The sequence below is a fragment of the Marinobacter pelagius genome (genome assembly GCF_900114925.1).
Lineage (GTDB): Bacteria > Pseudomonadota > Gammaproteobacteria > Pseudomonadales > Oleiphilaceae > Marinobacter > Marinobacter pelagius.
Map to the genome: position 1 here is coordinate 137,346 of NZ_FOUR01000004.1, position 17,504 is coordinate 154,849.

The 17,504-nt window shown below is 59.8% G+C and carries 18 protein-coding genes; 14 read left to right on the forward strand and 4 right to left on the reverse strand.

The window, feature by feature from the left end; genetic code table 11:
- Positions 1–36: 36 nt before the first annotated feature.
- From BM254_RS10065 to BM254_RS10100, 8 genes are all read left to right on the forward strand, one after another.
- The gene (locus BM254_RS10065; RefSeq protein WP_092002641.1) at positions 37–1,065 is read left to right on the forward strand and encodes a DUF2235 domain-containing protein; all 1,029 of its coding nucleotides are present in this window, start codon (positions 37–39) and stop codon (positions 1,063–1,065) included.
- A gap of 95 nt (positions 1,066–1,160) precedes the next feature.
- Positions 1,161–1,493, forward strand: coding sequence for a YnfA family protein (locus tag BM254_RS10070; protein ID WP_092002643.1), 333 nt, complete (start codon positions 1,161–1,163; stop codon positions 1,491–1,493).
- 176 nt (positions 1,494–1,669) lie between these two features.
- Positions 1,670–1,909, forward strand: a complete 240-nt coding sequence (locus tag BM254_RS10075) for a hypothetical protein (protein ID WP_092002646.1) — start codon at positions 1,670–1,672, stop codon at positions 1,907–1,909.
- A 126-nt stretch (positions 1,910–2,035) separates the two neighbouring features.
- Positions 2,036–3,292: an MFS transporter gene (locus BM254_RS10080; RefSeq protein WP_092002648.1), complete on the forward strand. Its 1,257-nt coding sequence runs from the start codon at positions 2,036–2,038 to the stop codon at positions 3,290–3,292.
- Entirely contained in the window at positions 3,289–3,981 is a 693-nt protein-coding gene (locus BM254_RS10085; protein ID WP_092002650.1) for an aspartate/glutamate racemase family protein, read from the forward strand. The genes BM254_RS10080 and BM254_RS10085 overlap by 4 nt, the downstream gene beginning before the upstream one ends.
- Before the next feature lie 13 nt (positions 3,982–3,994).
- Positions 3,995–4,744: an SGNH/GDSL hydrolase family protein gene (locus BM254_RS10090; RefSeq protein ID WP_092002653.1), complete on the forward strand. Its 750-nt coding sequence runs from the start codon at positions 3,995–3,997 to the stop codon at positions 4,742–4,744.
- Positions 4,745–4,780: 36 nt separating this feature from the next.
- Positions 4,781–5,407, forward strand: a complete 627-nt coding sequence (locus BM254_RS10095) for a class I SAM-dependent DNA methyltransferase (RefSeq protein ID WP_092002656.1) — start codon at positions 4,781–4,783, stop codon at positions 5,405–5,407.
- Positions 5,388–6,257 carry an AraC family transcriptional regulator gene (locus BM254_RS10100; RefSeq protein ID WP_092002662.1) on the forward strand — a complete coding sequence of 290 codons (870 nt, stop codon included), beginning with the start codon at positions 5,388–5,390 and terminating at the stop codon, positions 6,255–6,257. The genes BM254_RS10095 and BM254_RS10100 overlap by 20 nt, the downstream gene beginning before the upstream one ends.
- Here the strand turns inward: BM254_RS10100 and BM254_RS10105 are convergent.
- Together BM254_RS10105 and BM254_RS10110 are read right to left on the reverse strand one after the other, a co-directional pair.
- Complete coding sequence (locus BM254_RS10105; RefSeq protein ID WP_092002665.1) at positions 6,216–6,809, reverse strand: LysE family translocator; 594 nt, start codon at positions 6,807–6,809, stop codon at positions 6,216–6,218. The two genes, BM254_RS10100 and BM254_RS10105, sit on opposite strands and share 42 nt — an antisense overlap.
- A gap of 81 nt (positions 6,810–6,890) precedes the next feature.
- On the reverse strand, positions 6,891–7,802 hold the full coding sequence (locus BM254_RS10110) for a pirin family protein (RefSeq protein ID WP_092002668.1): 912 nt from the start codon (positions 7,800–7,802) through the stop codon (positions 6,891–6,893).
- A gap of 169 nt (positions 7,803–7,971) precedes the next feature.
- Between BM254_RS10110 and BM254_RS10115 the strand changes: the two genes are divergently transcribed.
- Positions 7,972–8,538 carry a CBS domain-containing protein gene (locus tag BM254_RS10115; RefSeq protein ID WP_092002671.1) on the forward strand — a complete coding sequence of 189 codons (567 nt, stop codon included), beginning with the start codon at positions 7,972–7,974 and terminating at the stop codon, positions 8,536–8,538.
- 73 nt (positions 8,539–8,611) lie between these two features.
- Here BM254_RS10115 and BM254_RS10120 read toward each other — a convergent pair whose 3' ends face one another.
- Complete coding sequence (locus tag BM254_RS10120; RefSeq protein WP_175497251.1) at positions 8,612–10,630, reverse strand: oleate hydratase; 2,019 nt, start codon at positions 10,628–10,630, stop codon at positions 8,612–8,614.
- 140 nt (positions 10,631–10,770) lie between these two features.
- On the opposite strand from BM254_RS10120, the gene BM254_RS10125 reads away from it, so the two are divergent.
- The 5 genes from BM254_RS10125 to BM254_RS10145 all read left to right on the forward strand — a co-directional run bounded on the left by BM254_RS10125 (position 10,771) and on the right by BM254_RS10145 (position 15,435).
- Complete coding sequence (locus tag BM254_RS10125) at positions 10,771–11,802, forward strand: threonine aldolase family protein (RefSeq protein ID WP_092002673.1); 1,032 nt, start codon at positions 10,771–10,773, stop codon at positions 11,800–11,802.
- 54 nt (positions 11,803–11,856) lie between these two features.
- Positions 11,857–12,645 (forward strand): alpha/beta fold hydrolase, encoded by a 789-nt coding sequence (locus BM254_RS10130; protein WP_245777423.1) that lies wholly within the window; start codon positions 11,857–11,859, stop codon positions 12,643–12,645.
- 128 nt (positions 12,646–12,773) lie between these two features.
- On the forward strand, positions 12,774–14,348 hold the full coding sequence (locus tag BM254_RS10135; RefSeq protein WP_092002679.1) for a glutamate synthase-related protein: 1,575 nt from the start codon (positions 12,774–12,776) through the stop codon (positions 14,346–14,348).
- Between the two features lie 16 nt (positions 14,349–14,364).
- Positions 14,365–14,871: a methylated-DNA--[protein]-cysteine S-methyltransferase gene (locus tag BM254_RS10140; protein ID WP_092002681.1), complete on the forward strand. Its 507-nt coding sequence runs from the start codon at positions 14,365–14,367 to the stop codon at positions 14,869–14,871.
- Between the two features lie 159 nt (positions 14,872–15,030).
- A complete protein-coding gene (locus BM254_RS10145) occupies positions 15,031–15,435 on the forward strand; it encodes a bacteriohemerythrin (protein ID WP_092002684.1) in 405 nt (134 codons plus the stop codon).
- 13 nt (positions 15,436–15,448) lie between these two features.
- Here the strand turns inward: BM254_RS10145 and BM254_RS10150 are convergent, their stop codons facing one another.
- Entirely contained in the window at positions 15,449–17,503 is a 2,055-nt protein-coding gene (locus tag BM254_RS10150; protein ID WP_092002686.1) for a dehydrogenase, read from the reverse strand.
- Between the last annotated feature and the right edge of the window lies 1 nt (position 17,504).

Here is a 17,504-nt window from a genome sequence, read left to right on the forward strand (position 1 = left end):
GCAAAACAGGGAAGTGGATGACAGGAGGTCACCCCCATGAAACGCATCGCGATCTGCTTTGACGGCACCTGGAACCGGCCGGAGGAGAACATTGGCGAGGACTTCCCCACCAATGTGTTGCAGTTTGCCCGGGCCATTCGGCCTGCAGATGGCAACGGGGTGGAACAGGTGGTTTTCTACGACTGGGGCATCGGCTCCTATCACGATGAGATCCGCGCCGGGGCCACGGGCTATGGGCTTGAAAAGAATGTGATGGATGGTTATCGCTTTCTGGTGCACAACTACGAGCCCGGCGATGACATCTTTCTGTTCGGCTTCAGCCGGGGCGCCTACACCGCCCGCAGCCTGTGCGGGATGGTCAACAACTGCAGCATCCTGCGTAAGGAAAACGCCTACCTGATCGAGAGCGCCTTCAGGCTCTACAAGACCAAGAAATACAAACCCAATGACGATCACTCCATGGCCTGGAAGCGCAAATATTCCCTTGAGGAACGCACCCCCATCCGGTTCGTCGGCGTTTGGGACACGGTGGGCGCCCTGGGGCTGCCGTTCACCTTCTTTGGCCTGATCAAGGACAAGGACCTGTTCTACGACCGCAAGATCGGCAGCAATGTCCGGGTGGCACGGCACGCGCTCTCTCTCGATGAACAGCGGGAAGACTTCGAGCCGACCCTGTGGGAGCCCAAACCGGGAACCGATCTTGAGCAGGTGTGGTTTGCCGGCGTGCACTCCGACGTTGGCGGCGGCTACGGCCCGGACAAACAGGACCAGATCCTGGCCGACATTCCCCTGCTCTGGATGGCGGAGGAGGCGGAAAAACACCAGCTGGTTTTCAATAACAACCTGCCAAGCCGGACCCACCCCACCGCTGAACAGCACAACGAGTACAAGGGCAAATACAAGCTGCTGGGCAAACTCGTCCGGGAAATACCGGCGCCGGACAGGAACCGTACATTCGTTCATTCCAGTGTGAAGCAGCGGTATGACAGCGGTTACCGCAGTGAGCCGATTGAGCAGTACATCAGGAAGCACAGCCAGTGGCCGCCATTGTGGCCGACCCGTTAGGCACAGAGTGCTCTGGACCCGGCGCAGCCGCCGTCAGTAGACTGATCGATCTATCCGGCTAACAGCCGCCAGCCAATCAACAGGAGCCCCACCCAGTGCCTGAACTGAAAACCCTCGGTCTGTTTGTCGTCACCGCCCTGGCGGAGATCGTCGGCTGTTACCTACCCTATCTCTGGCTTCGCGAAGGCAAAAGCATCTGGCTACTGGTACCCGGCGCCCTCAGCCTCGCACTTTTCGCCTGGTTACTGTCACTGCATCCGACGGCGGCTGGCCGGGTGTATGCGGCTTATGGCGGGGTTTACGTCTTTATGGCGATACTGTGGCTCTGGGCGGTTGACGGTATCCGGCCTACCGGGTGGGACATCCTGGGCTCGGCCGTCGCGCTGTTGGGTATGGCGATCATCATGTTTGCGCCGAGGAGCAGCTAAGCTGGTTGCCAGGGCCACGGCACGATCAACAAGGTAAACCGGTAATAGAACATCTCACCCTGTATAAAAGTTGATCGTAATAGCAGCAGCGAGAACCAACTCGTACTATTTTCTAGTGAGTGACCAGCAGAATGGTTTTTGTCTGGTCTCCCATACACACAGGGAGCTCACTTCCAATGAATAATCAGCCCGATGTTGGAGAAAGAATCAGTGCCGGCGAGTCCGCCAGCATTGAGAACACCCATACCGACAAGCTCTCGATCAGCCTGTTCTGTGGTGACGCTTGCCGGGTCGATATCGATCTGGCGCCCGGCCAGGCCCTGGAGTTTACCGCCGGCAATTCGGACGCGAAGGTTGTCCTCCATCATGGTGATCCTGCTAACCTTCTGATCATCAAGCCTGAATCCGCATCCTGAAATACGAGGTCGGCCAGCGCATTCGGGGTGCCCGGTTCACCAAGGTGAAGCCAGTCCGGGTTATTAGTACAGACAGGAACCGAAACGGACCGAAAGCCTGAAATTTTTCTACAAGGCGGAGGCGGAATGAAGTTTCCTTCGAGTACAGGATTTGCAATTTTCGGGGCTGCGCTGATCGCAATCAGCTATGGGCTCGCACGCTTCGCCTTCGGTTTGTTTGTGCCGCCGATCCGATCCGAGCTGGAGCTGTCGGCAGAAGTCATCGGTATTATCGGCGCCCTGCCCCTCATCAGTTTTCTGTTTGCCACGATGATCGCACCCTACGCTGCCGATCGACTTGGCGCCCGCATTTCGGCGGTGATTTCCGGTGGTTTCGGCACCGCAGGGCTGGCACTGATCAGCCAGTCCACCGGGGCACTATCCCTCGGCGTGGGTGTCTTCGCCTGTGGCATCTGTACCGGCCTGATGATGCCGGCGCTTACCGCCGCTATGCAGGCTCTGGTGAAACGTTCGCTGCATGGCCGTGTGAGTTCGGTCATGAACGCCGGCACCAGCATTGGGGTAGCCGTTGCCGTACCCACGGTACTTTTTCTGGCCGGCGCCTGGCGCTATGCGTATCTTTCATTCGCCATCCTGGCCGCTATCGGGGTGGTGGCCACCTGGTTCTTCATTCCTTCGGTATCTCGGGTGACGCCGTCAAACGCCGCGCCGCCGCCTCCGATCAGCGCTCTGCAGTGGGCGCGCCTGTTCCGGCTCGCGCTGTTTGCTTTCGTGATGGGTTTTGTTTCCGCCGCCTACTGGATCTTCGCACCGGATCTGGTGGTCAATCTGGGCGCCCTGTCGTCCGACGCCACCGGCTGGCTGTGGCTGGCCGTGGGCATTGCGGGTCTCGGAGGTGCCGTGGTGGCAGACCTTGCAGATCGCAACAACCCGCCCATCACCCAGGCCCTGATGCTGATGATGCTGGCTGCGAGCCTGGCCTTGCTGGCCGCCAGCCCCGATCAGCTGGCCATCGCGATATTCTCCGCGCTGGTCTTCGGCCTGGCTTATATGAGCCTGACTGGGCTCTATCTGATGACCGGCATCCGCCTGTTGTCGGGCAGGCTGTCCATGGGGCCGGTTCTACCCTTCATGGCGGTCTCACTCGGGCAGGCAACCGGCTCGCCCGTGGTGGGTATGCTGGTGAATGAATTCGGTTATGGCGATGCCTTTGCCATATTTGCCGCCATCGGCATTCTGGCGGCAATGCTGTCGCCATTTTATCCGCGCTCTATTGATGAGGAGTCCGAAGAAGAGGATGAAACCGGCCTTCAGGCTGCTTATGATAATCAGCTTCAGCTCGAGGAAGATGAATCGGTGAAAGTTACAGGTTCGACCGTATGAAAACGATTGGCCTGCTGGGCGGGATGAGCTGGGAATCAACCCAGACCTACTATCGGCTACTCAATGAGGGTGTGAAAGCGCGCCTGGGCGGGCTGCACTCTGCAAAGCTCATTCTCTACAGCGTCGATTTTGCCGAGATCGAAGCGCTCCAGCACCAGGGCAACTGGGCAGAGACTGCGCGCATTCTGTCCCAGGCCGCTCGCGCGCTTGAACAGGCCGGGGCGGATTTCCTGGTGATTGGCACCAACACCATGCACAAGGTGGCACCGGAGATTGAACAGGCCATCGGTATTCCCCTGCTTCATATTGCCGATGCAACTGCCGGAGTCCTGAAACGGGATGGTGTTTCCAGTGTGGGACTGCTGGGAACGCGGTTTACCATGGAGCAGGACTTTTACCGGGCGCGTCTGGAACAATCTGGGATAGGTGTCATCGTTCCGAACGAGTCTGAACGGGAATTGATTCACCGGGTCATCTATGAGGAGCTGTGCCAGGGTGCAATCAACCAGGAGTCAAAGCAGGCTTACCTGGAAATCGTCGCTTCCCTGGCAGACCGGGGCGCGGAGGCGGTGATCTTGGGCTGCACCGAGATCGGCCTGCTGATCCAGCAGGAAGATACGCCAGTCGCCCTCTACGACACCACCGAAATCCACGCCGCTCAGGCCATCGAGAAGGCGCTTGCTACTTGATCGAGGTTTACCCATGCACCTTCCCTTCTGGCTAACCACCGCACTGTTGTTCCCGGTACTGCTGTACCAGGGCAAACGTGCCCGGCGGGAAACGCCACGGCTCCCGGAAGCCCAGGGCTCCCCAGGCGGCCAGTACGGCGAAGGGGCGCCGGTGTTCCGGGTTCTGGTTATCGGCGAATCCACGGCCGCAGGCGTGGGTGTCTCCACCCATGACCAGGGCTTCGCCAGCCAGCTGGCGTTGCAGTTGCACGAACGCTCCGGACAGACCATCGCCTGGCATACCTTCGGAGTGAACGGCATTCGTCTGGGCGAGCTCAATAACAAGCTGGCAAATGCTGACCTGCCGGAGGCTGATGTGGTGTTGCTAAGCATGGGCGTTAACGACACCACCGGATTCACCCCGAGGTTCCGGTTCCGCAAGCAGCTGCTGGACCTTCGTAACCTGCTCGCCCAACGCTACCCGGCGCCGTTATACCTTCTGAGCGTACCTCCAATGCACTTGTTTACCGCACTCCCCTCACCCCTCAGGCATGTCATGGGTTGGCGGGCGCGGCAGCTGGATCGCCTGTACCAGGAACTGGCGCACCAGGCTCCGGAGGAATTCCGCTATCTGACCTACCCGACCATTAACGACCCCTCGATGCTGGCCAGTGATGGCTATCATCCGAGTGAGAAGGGTTACCGGGCGATTGCCGGGGCGCTGGCGACCGGAGAACTGGAATTACCTTATTCCAACTTGAACTCAAGCACAGACGCCGCATAATCGGGTAAGTTTCCCTAACCAAAGACGGCCAGATTCATGAGCAAAGACTACTTCGCCCACAAGGCAGATACTTACGAGCAGAATCGCGACCGCGTCGATAACGTCTCCAACATCGCCAACACCATCCTTGAGAAGGCGCATATCGAACCCTCCATGCATCTGATGGATTTCGGCTCCGGCACCGGGCTGTTACTGGAGCGGATCGCCCCTCACGTGAAGAAAATCACGGCGGTGGATATTTCCCCTTCCATGAACCGCCAGCTCTCTGAAAAACGGGCTTCACTGAACTGTGAGCTGGAGATCAAGGAGATTGACCTGGAAAAGCAGTCCATCGACGAGCGTTTCGACGGCATCATCTCCTCCATGACCATGCATCACGTCAGGGATATTGAGGCCATGTTCCGGCGTTTCCGGGAACTGCTGAAGCCGGGTGGCTTTATCGCCATTTCCGATCTGGACAAGGAAGATGGCACCTTCCATAGTGAAGACACCGGCGTTTTCCATTTCGGTTTTGAGCGGGACGAAATCGCCCGTGCTGCCGAGCAAGCCGGGTTCTCTGGAGTTGAGGTAGTCTCCGCCAGCGCCATCGAAAAAGAAGATCGGAGCTTTCCGGTGTTCTTGCTGACTGCGAGCACCACCTCAGATGACAACAGCCACCGGTAAAAGCAAACCAGTTTTCTGGCGAGACGATCGTCTGCCCCATGTGGAACTCCGCAAGGTAGGCGACGGGCGTGAGGTTTGCTATGAACCTCATACCCACACCCAGTGGTCGATCGGTGCCATCACCGGGGGCAAAAGTACCTTTCAGTACCGGGATAATCAGTACCGGGTCCAGGCCGGGGACCTTGTGCTGGTGAACCCCGAATGGGTCCACGCCTGTAACCCCATCGACAACCAGCCCTGGGCCTATCTGATGTTGTATGTGGATACCCGGTGGCTGACGGATCTGAGGTTTCGCGCAGGGCTCCTCCAGGAACCCCATTGGCAGGACATATCGACGGCAACAATATCGGACCCGATCTGGTTCGAACGCTACTGCGGCCTGGCTCAATGCCTTCTGGAGCCAGGGCATGAGCTGCTTGAGAAACAATCGAAGGTCGTGGAATTTCTGTCAGACCTGATGCACGAGCTGGCGAGACAACCGCTCGCAACAACGCCAAAAACGCCCGGGATTCTCACCGGCCTGGCCCGCTATCTGGATGACCACGCAACGGATGATGTCTCGCTGGACACTCTGTGCGAACTGTCCGGATTCAGCCCGGGCCACCTGATCCGGGCGTTCAAACAACACTTCGGGCTCACTCCCCATGCCTACCTGGTAAACCGTCGCGTTCAACTTGGCCGCCATGAACTTAAGAATGGCACCGCCATTGCCGAGGCAGCTCTTAACGCTGGCTTTGCCGATCAACCCCACTTCCAGCGTGCCTTCAAGCGGCTGATGGCGGCAACCCCAAACCAGTACCGGCGCGCCTCAGGCGATCACAAGGTACAGGCAACTCGCCGCCAGCAGTAAAGCCAGCACCCGGTTTACAGTTGCCAACACCACGGGCTGCTGAACCTGTTTCCGGAGAAAGGCCCCCGCATAGACCCAGCACGCCAGGGAGAGCCAGCAGATCGGCAGGTACACCGAGGCGAACAACAGCACCTGGGGCCAGTCATTAGCGCTGGTATAGGCGCCGATGCCGGATGCCGAGGCTAACCAGGCCTTGGGATTGAGCCACTGCATCAACGCCCCTGTCCCGAAACCGGGCGCTTTGTCAGTTCCCCTCTCGGGCAAGTGGCCGCTGTCTAGGGCCAGTTTCACACTCAGATACAACAGAAAGGCGACCCCCGCCCATCTCAGCAATGCCTCAAAGGCCGGCACCAGGGTCAGGAGAGAATAAAGTCCCAGTCCAACCGAGATGAACAGCGCAATAAAACCAATGGTGGCACCGCTTACGAAGATCAGCCCCCGCGAGACGGGGTAACGGGTTCCACTGCTGAGGCATACCAGGTTAACTGGCCCCGGCGATATGGATGCGGCCAGGGCAAATGCCGACATGGGTAGAATCAGTGAAAGGCTCATTTCAAAGGGTCTCCGTTCAGGTTACAGACGAAGTCTGCCCTGAACGACATTCCTGGTATTGAACAAAATTGCGGCCATGCGCTAGTAGGGAATGAATTCCTCCTCGTCCCCCACAACCTTCGCAAACCGCCCTGCCCGCCAGTCGTCCTTTGCCTGCTCGATACGCTCCTTACTTGAGGAGACGAAGTTCCACTCGATATAGCGCCGCCCCACGGGCTCACCACAAATCAGGGCAATGCGGGTGTCTTCCGCAGCGGTGATACAAACACCAGGCTCCGGCGCAAACACAGTCATGCTATGGGTTGGTAGTTCAGAGCCATGGGCCTTGAGGGACCCGCTCGCCACATACACTGCCCGCTCAGGGGCATCGGGCAACTCCAGACTCTGGCCGGCCTTCAGGGTGGCCTCCAGGTAAAGGGTTTCACTGAAGCTGCGCACCGGGGAGGATACTCCATAGGCGCTGCCGATCATGACCCGAACCGGTACACCGTTGATATCAATTGCTGGGATGTCGTCGCTGGGGTAATGATGGAACGCCGGGTCGGTTTCCTCGTGTTCCTCCGGCAGTGCCAGCCACAACTGCAACCCGTGCAACTGGTGGTCTATCGCCGTGACTTCGGGGCGTTCCCTTTCCGAATGAGCGATGCCGCGGCCGGCAACCATCAGGTTAATATCACCGGGCCGGATCGGCTGGAAACTGCCCACGGAATCCCGGTGCAGTATCTCGCCTTCGAACAGGTAGGTCACGGTGGCGATACCGATGTGCGGATGCGGGAGGACATTGATGCCCTCCCCCGCACGAAATTCCGCCGGCCCCATTTCATCAAAGAAGATCCAGGGGCCGACCATTTTACGCTTCGCGGTAGGCAGCAAGCGGCGTACCGAGAACCCGCCCAGGTCCGCGACACGGGGTTTCAAAATCGTCTCGATGGCACTGCAAGGCGTATCGATGGCATCGCAGCTCTGTTCTGCGAACTTTAAAATGTTACTCATGGAACCCACCCCCGGTAGTAATAGACTAAGCTTAACGCACCGGAAAATCCGGAGGCCAATCGCTTCGACCTGGGTCATGGACAACAGCCAGGTCTGAGCACACATTGGGCTTGGCATCGTTCCCTCAAAGGACCTGGTGCAGCCTTCAGGACGGATACCCCATGGAAGTATGCAGGATCCGATGTCGCAAGGGCGTGTTACTGACGGCATTCATTTAAATGCGATCCCCAGGACGGAGGATATTGAAATGAAAGTCAACGAAGTAATGGTTACCGAAGTGGCGAGCTGCTCGCCACAAACTTCCCTGCAAGACGTCGCCATGATGATGTGGAACAACGATTGTGGCGCCATCCCGATGGTGGATGATCAGGAACATCCACTGGGCATTGTTACCGACCGGGACATCGCCATGGGCGCTGCGCTTCAATCCAGACCGTTGTGGGAGCTTCGCGCAGAGGATATTGCCAGCCATCGGGAATTGTTCTGTTGCGGGCCAGATGAAGACATCAACAAGGCCCTCCAGTTGATGGAAGCGCGCGAGGTACGGCGCCTTCCTGTTGTCAACCAGTTCAACCAGCTGTGCGGTATGGTGAGTATGGGGGATATTGTGTCTTTCACCGGTGCCGAAAACGTCTCAAAAGCCGGCGACAAGCACATCTCCTCGAAGGAGACCATGGAATTTTTAAAGCACGTCAGCGGCCATCATCCCAGCCATAAGGCTGCTGCAGCCGTCTGAGAAACCAACCTGTTCCCGATGCGACCCCGGCCTCAACTCACAGGTTCTGCCGGGCCGCATCCGGGAAGACAGGTCAGAAACGCCCGCGAATATTCTCAATCACGCTCTGAATCCGGTCCCTGGCTTCATTCAGGGTTTGGCTCTCACCAAGCAGGTCCCGGACTGAGTTGAGCTGTTGCTCGAACAAGCCGTGTTTTTCCACGTCTCCGCTGTCCTCATCCTGCCCCAGTGGCAGGATGTGCCGGAAGTAGGTCCCTCCCAATACCCGCCTGAGCAGCCCCTCGCCGAGGAAGGGTTCGTCGTTGTTGAGGGTGCGGGTGGCGCGCAGCAGGCGGCGGATGTCGTACTGTCCGGGATAGATGTCCGGCACCTGTTTGGGAATCTCCAGCAGGCTGTAAACGCCAACTCGAGCCGTCCGGACCGAGCTTTCCAGGGTGAAGACCACGTCGTTCGGGGTTTCCACGAACTGCCCCATCAGGGCGAGGTTGGTGCAGCCTTCCGGAACGATCTCGGGGCGGTCGCCCTGGGCCCTCGGCATGAACTGGGAGGTGATGTAGGGCATCAGGGCAATCCGGGTTTTGGTGGCCGCGATGACGTCGTCCACCTGATCGATCAGGCCGAGGTGATAGCAGAATTCCGTCAGCACTTCCCGACCGGTGCATTCCGGCATGGGCTTTTTGACGTAATCGCCGGGCTTGTCCATGAGCAGGGCATATACCCACAGCACGATCACGTCATCCGGCTGATCGGGGAAATGCGGTTGGCGATTGCACGTGAAGCTCATCAGCCAGGATGAGTCGGTGAAGGTGATGATGCCGCCGGTTGCCGTGAACCCGGAGTACGGGTCGTTCACCGAGAGCTCCTTGAGCTTGTCCATCAGGGGTGACGGCTTGCAGGTCAGGGTCACCGATTCCCAAGTGGATTGCGGCACGTTGCCACAGAACTTCTCGGGCCGGCCGAACACCTCGGACTGGCTGGCCAGGTTCTTCCACAGCTGCCAGCCCGAAGCCTCGCCCGGTTCCTTCTTGTCCTTCAATACCGGCGCAGTGTCATCGTCACCGTAGGCGGTATCCTCGGTCATCGAGCCGGTGGTGACGAACACCAGGTCCCGTTTGCGCACCCGGATGGTTTTTTCACCCTGCCCGGTCTCGCACTCGATCCCGGTAACCGTGCGGTGCCCTCCCCTGGTACTCAGTTTGAGGTTCGAAACGATGGTGTCGTACTGGATCTTCACGCCCTGCTCTTTGAGCCAGTTCATCAGCGGGCGGACGAAGCTGTCGTACTGGTTGTAGCGGGGGAACACCAGCGAGGTCATGTCATTGAGCCCGTCCATAAGGTGCAGGAACCGGTGCATGTACAGCTTCATTTCCAGCACGGAATGCCAGTTCTGGAAGGCGAACATGGTGCGCCAGAAGGTCCAGAAATTGGTCTCCAGGAAGCCCTCGCTGAACCAATGTTCGACGGTGACGTCGTCCAGGTCCTCCTTGCGGGCGAGCAGCAAACGGATAACCTCCAGCTGCTGCTTGCGGCTCAGACCCATGGTGGAGAAATCTCCGATCTGACCCTGCTTTTCCAGCAGGCGGGCTTTTGACCAGTTCTTGTCCGGATCGTTGATCAGGCGGTACTCGTCGAGCACTGTGAACGGCTCGGGCATCTCCAGGGCCGGAATCTCGGAGAACACATCCCAGAAGTTCTGGTAGGTCATCTCCATTTCACGGCCACCCCGGACGATGTAACCCTCCTCGGCATTGCCGGCTCCGTCCAGGGAGCCGCCTTCAATCGGCCCCTCTTCGAGAAACACGATGTTCTCCGCCGGCATGTGGCCGTCGCGGATCAGGAAGAAGGCCGCCGCCATACCGGCAATGCCGCTGCCGATGATGTAGGCGCGGCGGTCCTCGATGCCTTCGGTGGGCAACGGCCGGTGATTGACATAGGTCCCGTGCAGGTCTGCCGGCGGCAGGGGTGTGTCGATCCCGTTGTGCAGGTGCGTGGCGGTGGCATCGGGGTTCGGGTTGACCCCTCGCGCTTTCAGGGCGCGAATGTGAGCATCCAGGCTGGGGTTCGGGGCTTTTCGGTTCTGCGAGTCCGTCACGCTGACTTCTCCTTTGTGGTAATGGCTATTCCTATAGTGAATCCCATAAGCTTGAACGACCGATGACACACGTCAACTCGAAGTCAGTTGTCAAAAAACGGTAATCTGTTATCCCAATCCCCGAGACAGGAGTACTCAGCGTGTCCGATTCCGAACAGTTCGCCAGCGATAACTACAGTGGTGTCTGCCCCCAGGCCTGGGCTGCCATGGAGCAGGCGAACCGGATGGACGAGCCCGCTTACGGGGAGGACAGCTGGACCCAGAAAGCCGCGGACGGCCTGCGCACGCTGTTCGATACCGACTGCGATGTGTATTTCGTGTTCAACGGCACTGCCGCCAACTCCCTTGCCCTGGCCTCTATTGGTCAGTCCTTCCACAGTGTGATCTGCCATGAGCTGGCGCACATCGAAACCGACGAATGCGGTGGCCCGGAATACGCCTCCAACGGTGCCAAACTCCTGCTTGGCGAAGGGTTGGATGGCAAACTGACGCCGGAGAGCATCGAGCACCTGGTGACCAAGCGCACGGACATCCACTACCCCAAACCCAAGGCCCTGAGCCTGACCCAGGCCACGGAAGTGGGTACGGTCTATACCCCGGAGGAACTGAAAGCCATCCGTGCCGTGGCAGACAAGCACCGGCTGAACATCCACATGGATGGTGCCCGCTTCGCCAATGCTGTGGCGGCGCTGGACGTGCACCCTTCCGAGATCACCTGGAAAGCCGGCGTGGATGTACTGTGTTTTTCCGGCACCAAGAACGGGCTGGCCCTCGGTGAAGCCGTGGTGTTCTTCAACCGGGACCTGGCCGAGGACTTCGAGTGGCGCTGCAAGCAGGCCGGGCAGCTGGCCTCCAAGATGCGGTATATTTCCGCCCCCTGGTGCGGGCTGCTGGAGAACGAGGTCTGGCTGGCCAACGCCCGCCACGCCAATGCCTGCGCCGCGCGACTGGACAAGGGTCTGGCCGGGTTGCCGGGGGTGAGCCTTCGCTACCCGAGACAGGTGAACGGCGTATTCGTGGAGATGCCGGAACCGGTCCAGGCCGCACTGCGGGCAAAGGGCTGGCGCTTCTACAACTTCATTGGCGGCTGTGCCCGACTGATGTGCTCCTGGTCCACCAGCGAGGGCCAGGTGGATCGTTTTCTCGCTGATCTCCGGGAATTGGTGGCCTGATTACGGCCATTCCGCCCGTTTGACCAGAAAATGAATGAATCTGGAGAACCTGTCTTGAACGTTCAGGACCGTTTTGTTGATGTACCCGGGGGTGAGCTGTTCGTTCGCTCCTGGACTCCCGCCGGGGCCGAAGACCGTGCGCCCATGGTGTTGTTTCACGATTCCCTCGGTAGCGTGAAGCTCTGGCGGGATTTTCCCGAGGCGTTGGCGCGCCGGCTGGAACGGCCGGTGATTGCTTACGATCGCCTGGGTTTCGGCCAGTCTTCCCCGCGTGAGGGGCTGCCATCCCAACGCTTTATCGAAGAAGAGGCGGAGATCTATTTTCCGGCCCTGAGGGAGGCCCTGGGCTTTACCAGGTTCCTGCTGTTCGGCCACAGCGTCGGCGGCGCCATGGCGATCATCATTGCCACCCGGTTTGCTGGGGACTGCGAACTGGTAATTACCGAAGCCTCCCAGGCCTTTGTGGAAGAACACACCCTGGACGGCATCCGCGCCGCGAAAGCCCAGTTCGAGAAACCCGGGCAAATGGACAAACTGGCTCGCTACCATGGCGACAAGGCCCGCTGGGTGCTTGAGGCCTGGACCGGGGTCTGGCTGGACTCCAGCTTCCACCACTGGAACCTGGAGCCTTTCCTGCCGCAGGTGCACTGCCCGGTTCTGGCCCTTCACGGCGACCACGATGAGTTCGGCACCCTGGAGTTTCCCCGGCGCATTGCCGAAGGGGTTCAGGGGCCCTCCGCCCAGGGCATCCTCGAGAACTGCGGCCATGTTCCCCATCGGGAGCAGCAGCCGAAAGTCCTCGAGACCGTTGCCGCCTTCGTGACAGAGCATCTGGCGAAATAAACGGAATCCCGCCCATTGGCGGGATTTTCCCTCGTCAGCCACACTTTCCCATGCACTGGTCCGATCATCGGTCGGACAACGTACACCTGCGTATCCTCTACTCATTCAACGGTTCAGGAGCCTGTACCATGGGGAAGCCAGTCATTGCCGACAACAAGCCCACCAAGGTCAAGCTGGAGAAAGGCGAGGAGTATTTATTCTGCGCCTGCGGACGCTCCGATAACCAGCCATTCTGCGATGGCTCCCACGCCGGGACCGGCATCAAGCCCCAGCGATTCGTCGCCGAAGACAACGAAGAGGCAGTGCTCTGCCAGTGCAAGCAGACCGGTAACCCTCCCTATTGTGACGGCACCCACCAGCAGTTCAGTGACGATCTGGTGGGCAAGGAAGCACCGGAAGGCTCCGATGATTCAGAGGAGTCCGGTGACTCCGGGAATCAGGGCAAGGCCCCGAAGGCCAAGGCAACCAAAGAGGAACCCACGGTGGAGTTTATCCACCAGCTGGCCCGGGAAGGCCTGGACAGCATGGGCAGCCATGGTCCGGTCACCGCCATGGGAGTGCCGCGGCACAGCCTGCCACACTGGGACGACCTGCAGATCATGGTGGCCCAGATGGCCAGCAAGCCGCTGATGGAAGATACGGAGGTCGCCACCGAGCTGGTGGTGGGTCCGGAAGCGAAGAAGCCATTGACGTTGAGGATGCCCCTGCTGGTTTCGGACATGAGCTTTGGCGCCCTGTCCGAGGAAGCCAAGATTGCCCTGGCCCGGGGTGCGGAACTGGCCGGCACCGGTATCTGTTCCGGCGAAGGCGGCATGTTGCCGGAGGAGCAGCAGGAGAACTCCCGCTATTTCTACGAGCTGGCCAGTGCCAAATTCGGCTATGAGGAAGACCTGCTCAAGAAGGTCCAGAGTTTCCACTTCAAGGGCGGCCAGGGCGCCAAGACCGGCACCGGCGGCCACCTGCCCGGCAACAAGAACACCGGCCGGATCTCCGAGGTGCGGGGCATTCCCGAGGGCGAACCGGCCGTGTCACCGCCCACCTTTGAAGATCTGAGTTCCGTGGCGGATTTCCGGGATTTCGCCGAACGGGTCCGGGAGATCACCGGTGGGATTCCGGTGGGCTTCAAACTCAGCGCCAATCATATCGAACGGGATATCCAGTTCGCCCTCGACGCGGGCGCCGATTACATCATCCTGGATGGCCGTGGTGGCGGCACCGGCGCGGCACCGGAGATTTTCCGGGACCACATCAGTGTTCCGACTATTCCTGCTCTGGCTCGCGCCCGTCGTTACCTGGATAACCACGGTGCCAGCGGTCGGGTCACCCTGATTGTGACCGGCGGCCTGCGGATGCCCATGGATTTCGTGAAGGCCCTGGCCCTGGGCGCAGACGGCATCGCCATTGCCAACAGCGCCATGCAGTCCATCGGTTGTGTCGCCGCGCGCATCTGCAACACCAACAACTGCCCGGCCGGTATTGCCACCCAGAAAAAGGACCTGCGCCAGCGCCTGGACGTGGACAAGTCCGCCCATCAGCTGAAGAACTTCCTGCAGGGCTCGGTTGGCCTGATGCAGGTGATGGCCCGAGCCTGCGGCCACGACAGCCTGGGCAAGTTCTCCATTGACGACCTTTCCACCTGGAATCGGGATATGGCGCTGCTCAGTGGCGTGAGGTACGCTGGAGTACTGGATCCTTCCACCTGATTGAAGGAGGTGCCCCGTGATCCGTTACGCAATTGACCACTGCAGCCTTGGCTGGGTCCTTGCCGGCGCCAACGACAAGGGCCTCTGCTGCATCGAGCTGGGCGATGACCCCGATTCGCTGCGTTCTGCGCTGCAGTCCCGCTTCCCGGATACCACGCTGGAGCAAGCCACCGACAACCTCGGTGGCATGTTGCCGAAAGTGGTCCGATTTATCGACGGGCCGCAGTCCGGGCTCGATCTGCCCCTGTGCATCGAGGGCACCGTTTTCCAGAAAACGGTGTGGGAAGCGCTTCGCGCCATCCCGGCGGGTGAAACCGTCAGCTACACCGAACTCGCGGCAAAAGTCGGCCGCCCGAAAGCAATCCGGGCGGTTGCCGGAGCCTGCGCAGCGAACCGACTTGCGGTCGTCATTCCCTGCCACCGCGTGGTGCGCAGCGACGGCAACCTGAGTGGCTATCGCTGGGGTGTCGATCGCAAGCGCGCCCTGCTGGCCCGTGAAGCCTCCCGGAGGGCGGCTGCCTGAGCACCCGCCCTGTCCGGATATTGCAAATCTTCTTATCCTGACCACTGTTCGGGCCAGCACCGCCAGTCTTCCTTGACGTCAGTCAATATCCCGATGAATGCCTGTTCATAGGATGTCCTTGAACACATAACTATAAACAGAAATACAGGGGAGATACCGATGACATTCTGGCCGTGGAGTAAAGAGCTTGAAGTCGGAATCGGAGAGATTGATGAGCAACACAAGTGGCTGGTGGATCTGACCAACCAGCTGCATGACGCACTCGAGGGAGGCGCGGACCAGGAGAAAACCAGCGAGATTCTCGAATCGCTCATGGATTACACCATGAACCACTTCATCGTGGAGGAGGACCTGTTCCTGCGCCTGGGCTACCCGGAAACGGACGCCCACAAGGCCGAGCACAACAAATTCACCGGCCAGATCATGAACCTGATCGAGCGCCATGAGAACGGTGACTCAGCCGGTGAGGAAACCCTGGAACTGTTAAAGGACTGGCTGACCCACCACATCCTGAAAGTGGACAAGGCCTACGTGGAGCACTTCCGCGCCAACGGAATCAGCTGAACCCGGAGCCCGCCTACGCGGGCTCTGTTGCTTTTGCCGCCAGGGTACGCACCCGCTCGAAATCTTCCTCGGTAAAGACCCCGTTCACACCCGAGATGGAGGCCAGCTCCATGCCGTGCTTCAAGCCGAGTTTGTAGATTTCCCGTACCTTCTCCCACTCGATGTTCCGGCCAAGGGTGAAATTCTCGAAACGCCCTTCCAGGGCCAGCACGATGGTCTCCGCCAGGCAGGCATAGGCGATGCCTTTGGGCAGCCCGATGTCTTTCATCTTCGGGTTCCCCGGCAGCTGGATTTCCCCGGATTCGATCACCAGCACATCCGGACGTTTAGCCACGTCTTCCGCCGGAATATCCAGGGGCCGGGCAACGTCGGTGATCACGCAACCGGGCTTCACTTTCATGATGTCCAGGATGCGTTTGCCGGCGCCGGAGGTGGCGGTCACGATCATGTCCATATCCGCCAGATCCCGGTTGGTGGTGGCGGCAACATGAACCACCGCGCCCGGGGTTTCCAGTTCAATGCTTTCCTTGAGGGCGAGCAGTTTCGCAGCCTCGGGAGCCACCATGTAGATTTCATCCACCGCCTTGGCTAACAGTCGGGCACAGACCGAGCCAATGGCCCCCGTGGCGCCCACCACCATCGCCTTGCCGGCCATTTTGCCACTTTCACCGACATGGACACGGCCCACTTTCTTTGCAGCGTCATGGGCGGCCCAGAGGGCTCCTGAGGCACTGTAGCTGTTACCCGTGGTGATCGGTAATGGCGCCCGCTTGGCCACCGTGATGCCCGCATCCCCTACCACCTTGGTGAACGCGCCGAGCCCCATGATCTGGGCGCCCAGTTTCTTGGCCAGCTTGGCAGCCGCCAGCAACCGGCTGTAGGTGAATTCCGGGCCATGGGCCATGATTTCCCGGGGCGTGCCGCCCACGGTGATGAGCCAGCCTTCCACCTCATCGCCCGTGGGTGAGCGGATGCCGGAAACCTTTGAGTAGACGAACGGCGGTGTGTAGGCAATCGCCTTCTCCACCAGATCCATCACTTTCGGCGGCGACACACTGGCCACCCAGTCCAGTGGCGGGGTCTTGGTCAGGTACTGCTGGGACAACGGGTGAATCACGAAGGCAAACCGGTTTACCCGCCGGTAGCCGTTCGGGTACAGGATCCGCGGTTCAATGCCCAGGCTCTGGATGACATCCAGGAAGTCGTCCGCGCCCAGTTGCTCAGGTGTACGGGACAACGCGGCGCTGATCATGGCTTCCATCACGTTCACTCCGATGGGACGGCCCTCCAGCCAAGGGCTGTAGTCCACCACCATGGCCACGCGCCGGGAGCGCATCCAGTCCAGCACCGAGTCGGTAACCCGAGAGGTGATGATGGTTTTGCCGTCCAGCTCCTTCTCGGTGAAAGACTCAAGGTCACCGATCGCACCCACGATCACATGGGAGTCCCGGACTGCACTGTGCAGGGAGCCGGCCACCAGGTTCTCACCCAGGCGGTACAACGGGCTCTGGTGCAAGGCGTTAATGGCTTTGACCGCCATCGGCCGGAACATCAGCGGCGCGGTGAGGCGGGTGTAGGTCTCAAGCTGGCCGAGGGAGGTCAGAACCCGGGGCACTCCGAAATCCAGGTAAGGATCCGCGAATTGCAGGTTATCGGTGTGTTCGGACAGGGACCTGGCAATCCGGTAGCCGGCCTGGCCGTTCAGGAAGAGCACCCGGGCATTGTCGAAAAAATGCCCCAGTTCAGTCTGGGTGTGGCGAACGGCCCATTCCTGCAGGATGCCGCGCAAGCCGGCGCCCGTGGTGACCGGTTTGTCGGGCACGCAGGCTTCCAGTCTGGCGGTTTCCGGATGCTCCAGTTGTTCCCTGCCCACCTGGTAATGGTCGTGAATCATGCTTAGGCCGATGGCATCCGCCTGGGGGTGCACGGACTCCAGGACGGATTCGGCCTTTTCGATGTCGCCGTCCGTGCCGATACGGATCACCCGGAACTTCTGCCCAAGGAATTCGGTTTCCATCTCGTAATCGTATTCGGACGATCCCTGGCTCACACTCACAACCGTTTTCATA

Bases quoted from the DNA above. Each gene is read 5' to 3' on its own strand.
- BM254_RS10075 (WP_092002646.1), top strand. From the start codon at position 1,670: ATGAATAATCAGCCCGATGTTGGAGAAAGAATCAGTGCCGGCGAGTCC.
- BM254_RS10105 (WP_092002665.1), bottom strand. From the start codon at position 6,809: ATGAGCCTTTCACTGATTCTACCCATGTCGGCATTTGCCCTGGCCGCA.
- BM254_RS10110 (WP_092002668.1), bottom strand. From the start codon at position 7,802: ATGAGTAACATTTTAAAGTTCGCAGAACAGAGCTGCGATGCCATCGAT.
- BM254_RS10115 (WP_092002671.1), top strand. From the start codon at position 7,972: ATGCAGGATCCGATGTCGCAAGGGCGTGTTACTGACGGCATTCATTTA.
- BM254_RS10150 (WP_092002686.1), bottom strand. From the start codon at position 17,503: ATGAAAACGGTTGTGAGTGTGAGCCAGGGATCGTCCGAATACGATTAC.
- BM254_RS10080 (WP_092002648.1), top strand. From the start codon at position 2,036: ATGAAGTTTCCTTCGAGTACAGGATTTGCAATTTTCGGGGCTGCGCTG.
- BM254_RS10090 (WP_092002653.1), top strand. From the start codon at position 3,995: ATGCACCTTCCCTTCTGGCTAACCACCGCACTGTTGTTCCCGGTACTG.
- BM254_RS10145 (WP_092002684.1), top strand. From the start codon at position 15,031: ATGACATTCTGGCCGTGGAGTAAAGAGCTTGAAGTCGGAATCGGAGAG.
- BM254_RS10100 (WP_092002662.1), top strand. From the start codon at position 5,388: ATGACAACAGCCACCGGTAAAAGCAAACCAGTTTTCTGGCGAGACGAT.
- BM254_RS10065 (WP_092002641.1), top strand. From the start codon at position 37: ATGAAACGCATCGCGATCTGCTTTGACGGCACCTGGAACCGGCCGGAG.
- BM254_RS10085 (WP_092002650.1), top strand. From the start codon at position 3,289: ATGAAAACGATTGGCCTGCTGGGCGGGATGAGCTGGGAATCAACCCAG.
- BM254_RS10095 (WP_092002656.1), top strand. From the start codon at position 4,781: ATGAGCAAAGACTACTTCGCCCACAAGGCAGATACTTACGAGCAGAAT.
- BM254_RS10135 (WP_092002679.1), top strand. From the start codon at position 12,774: ATGGGGAAGCCAGTCATTGCCGACAACAAGCCCACCAAGGTCAAGCTG.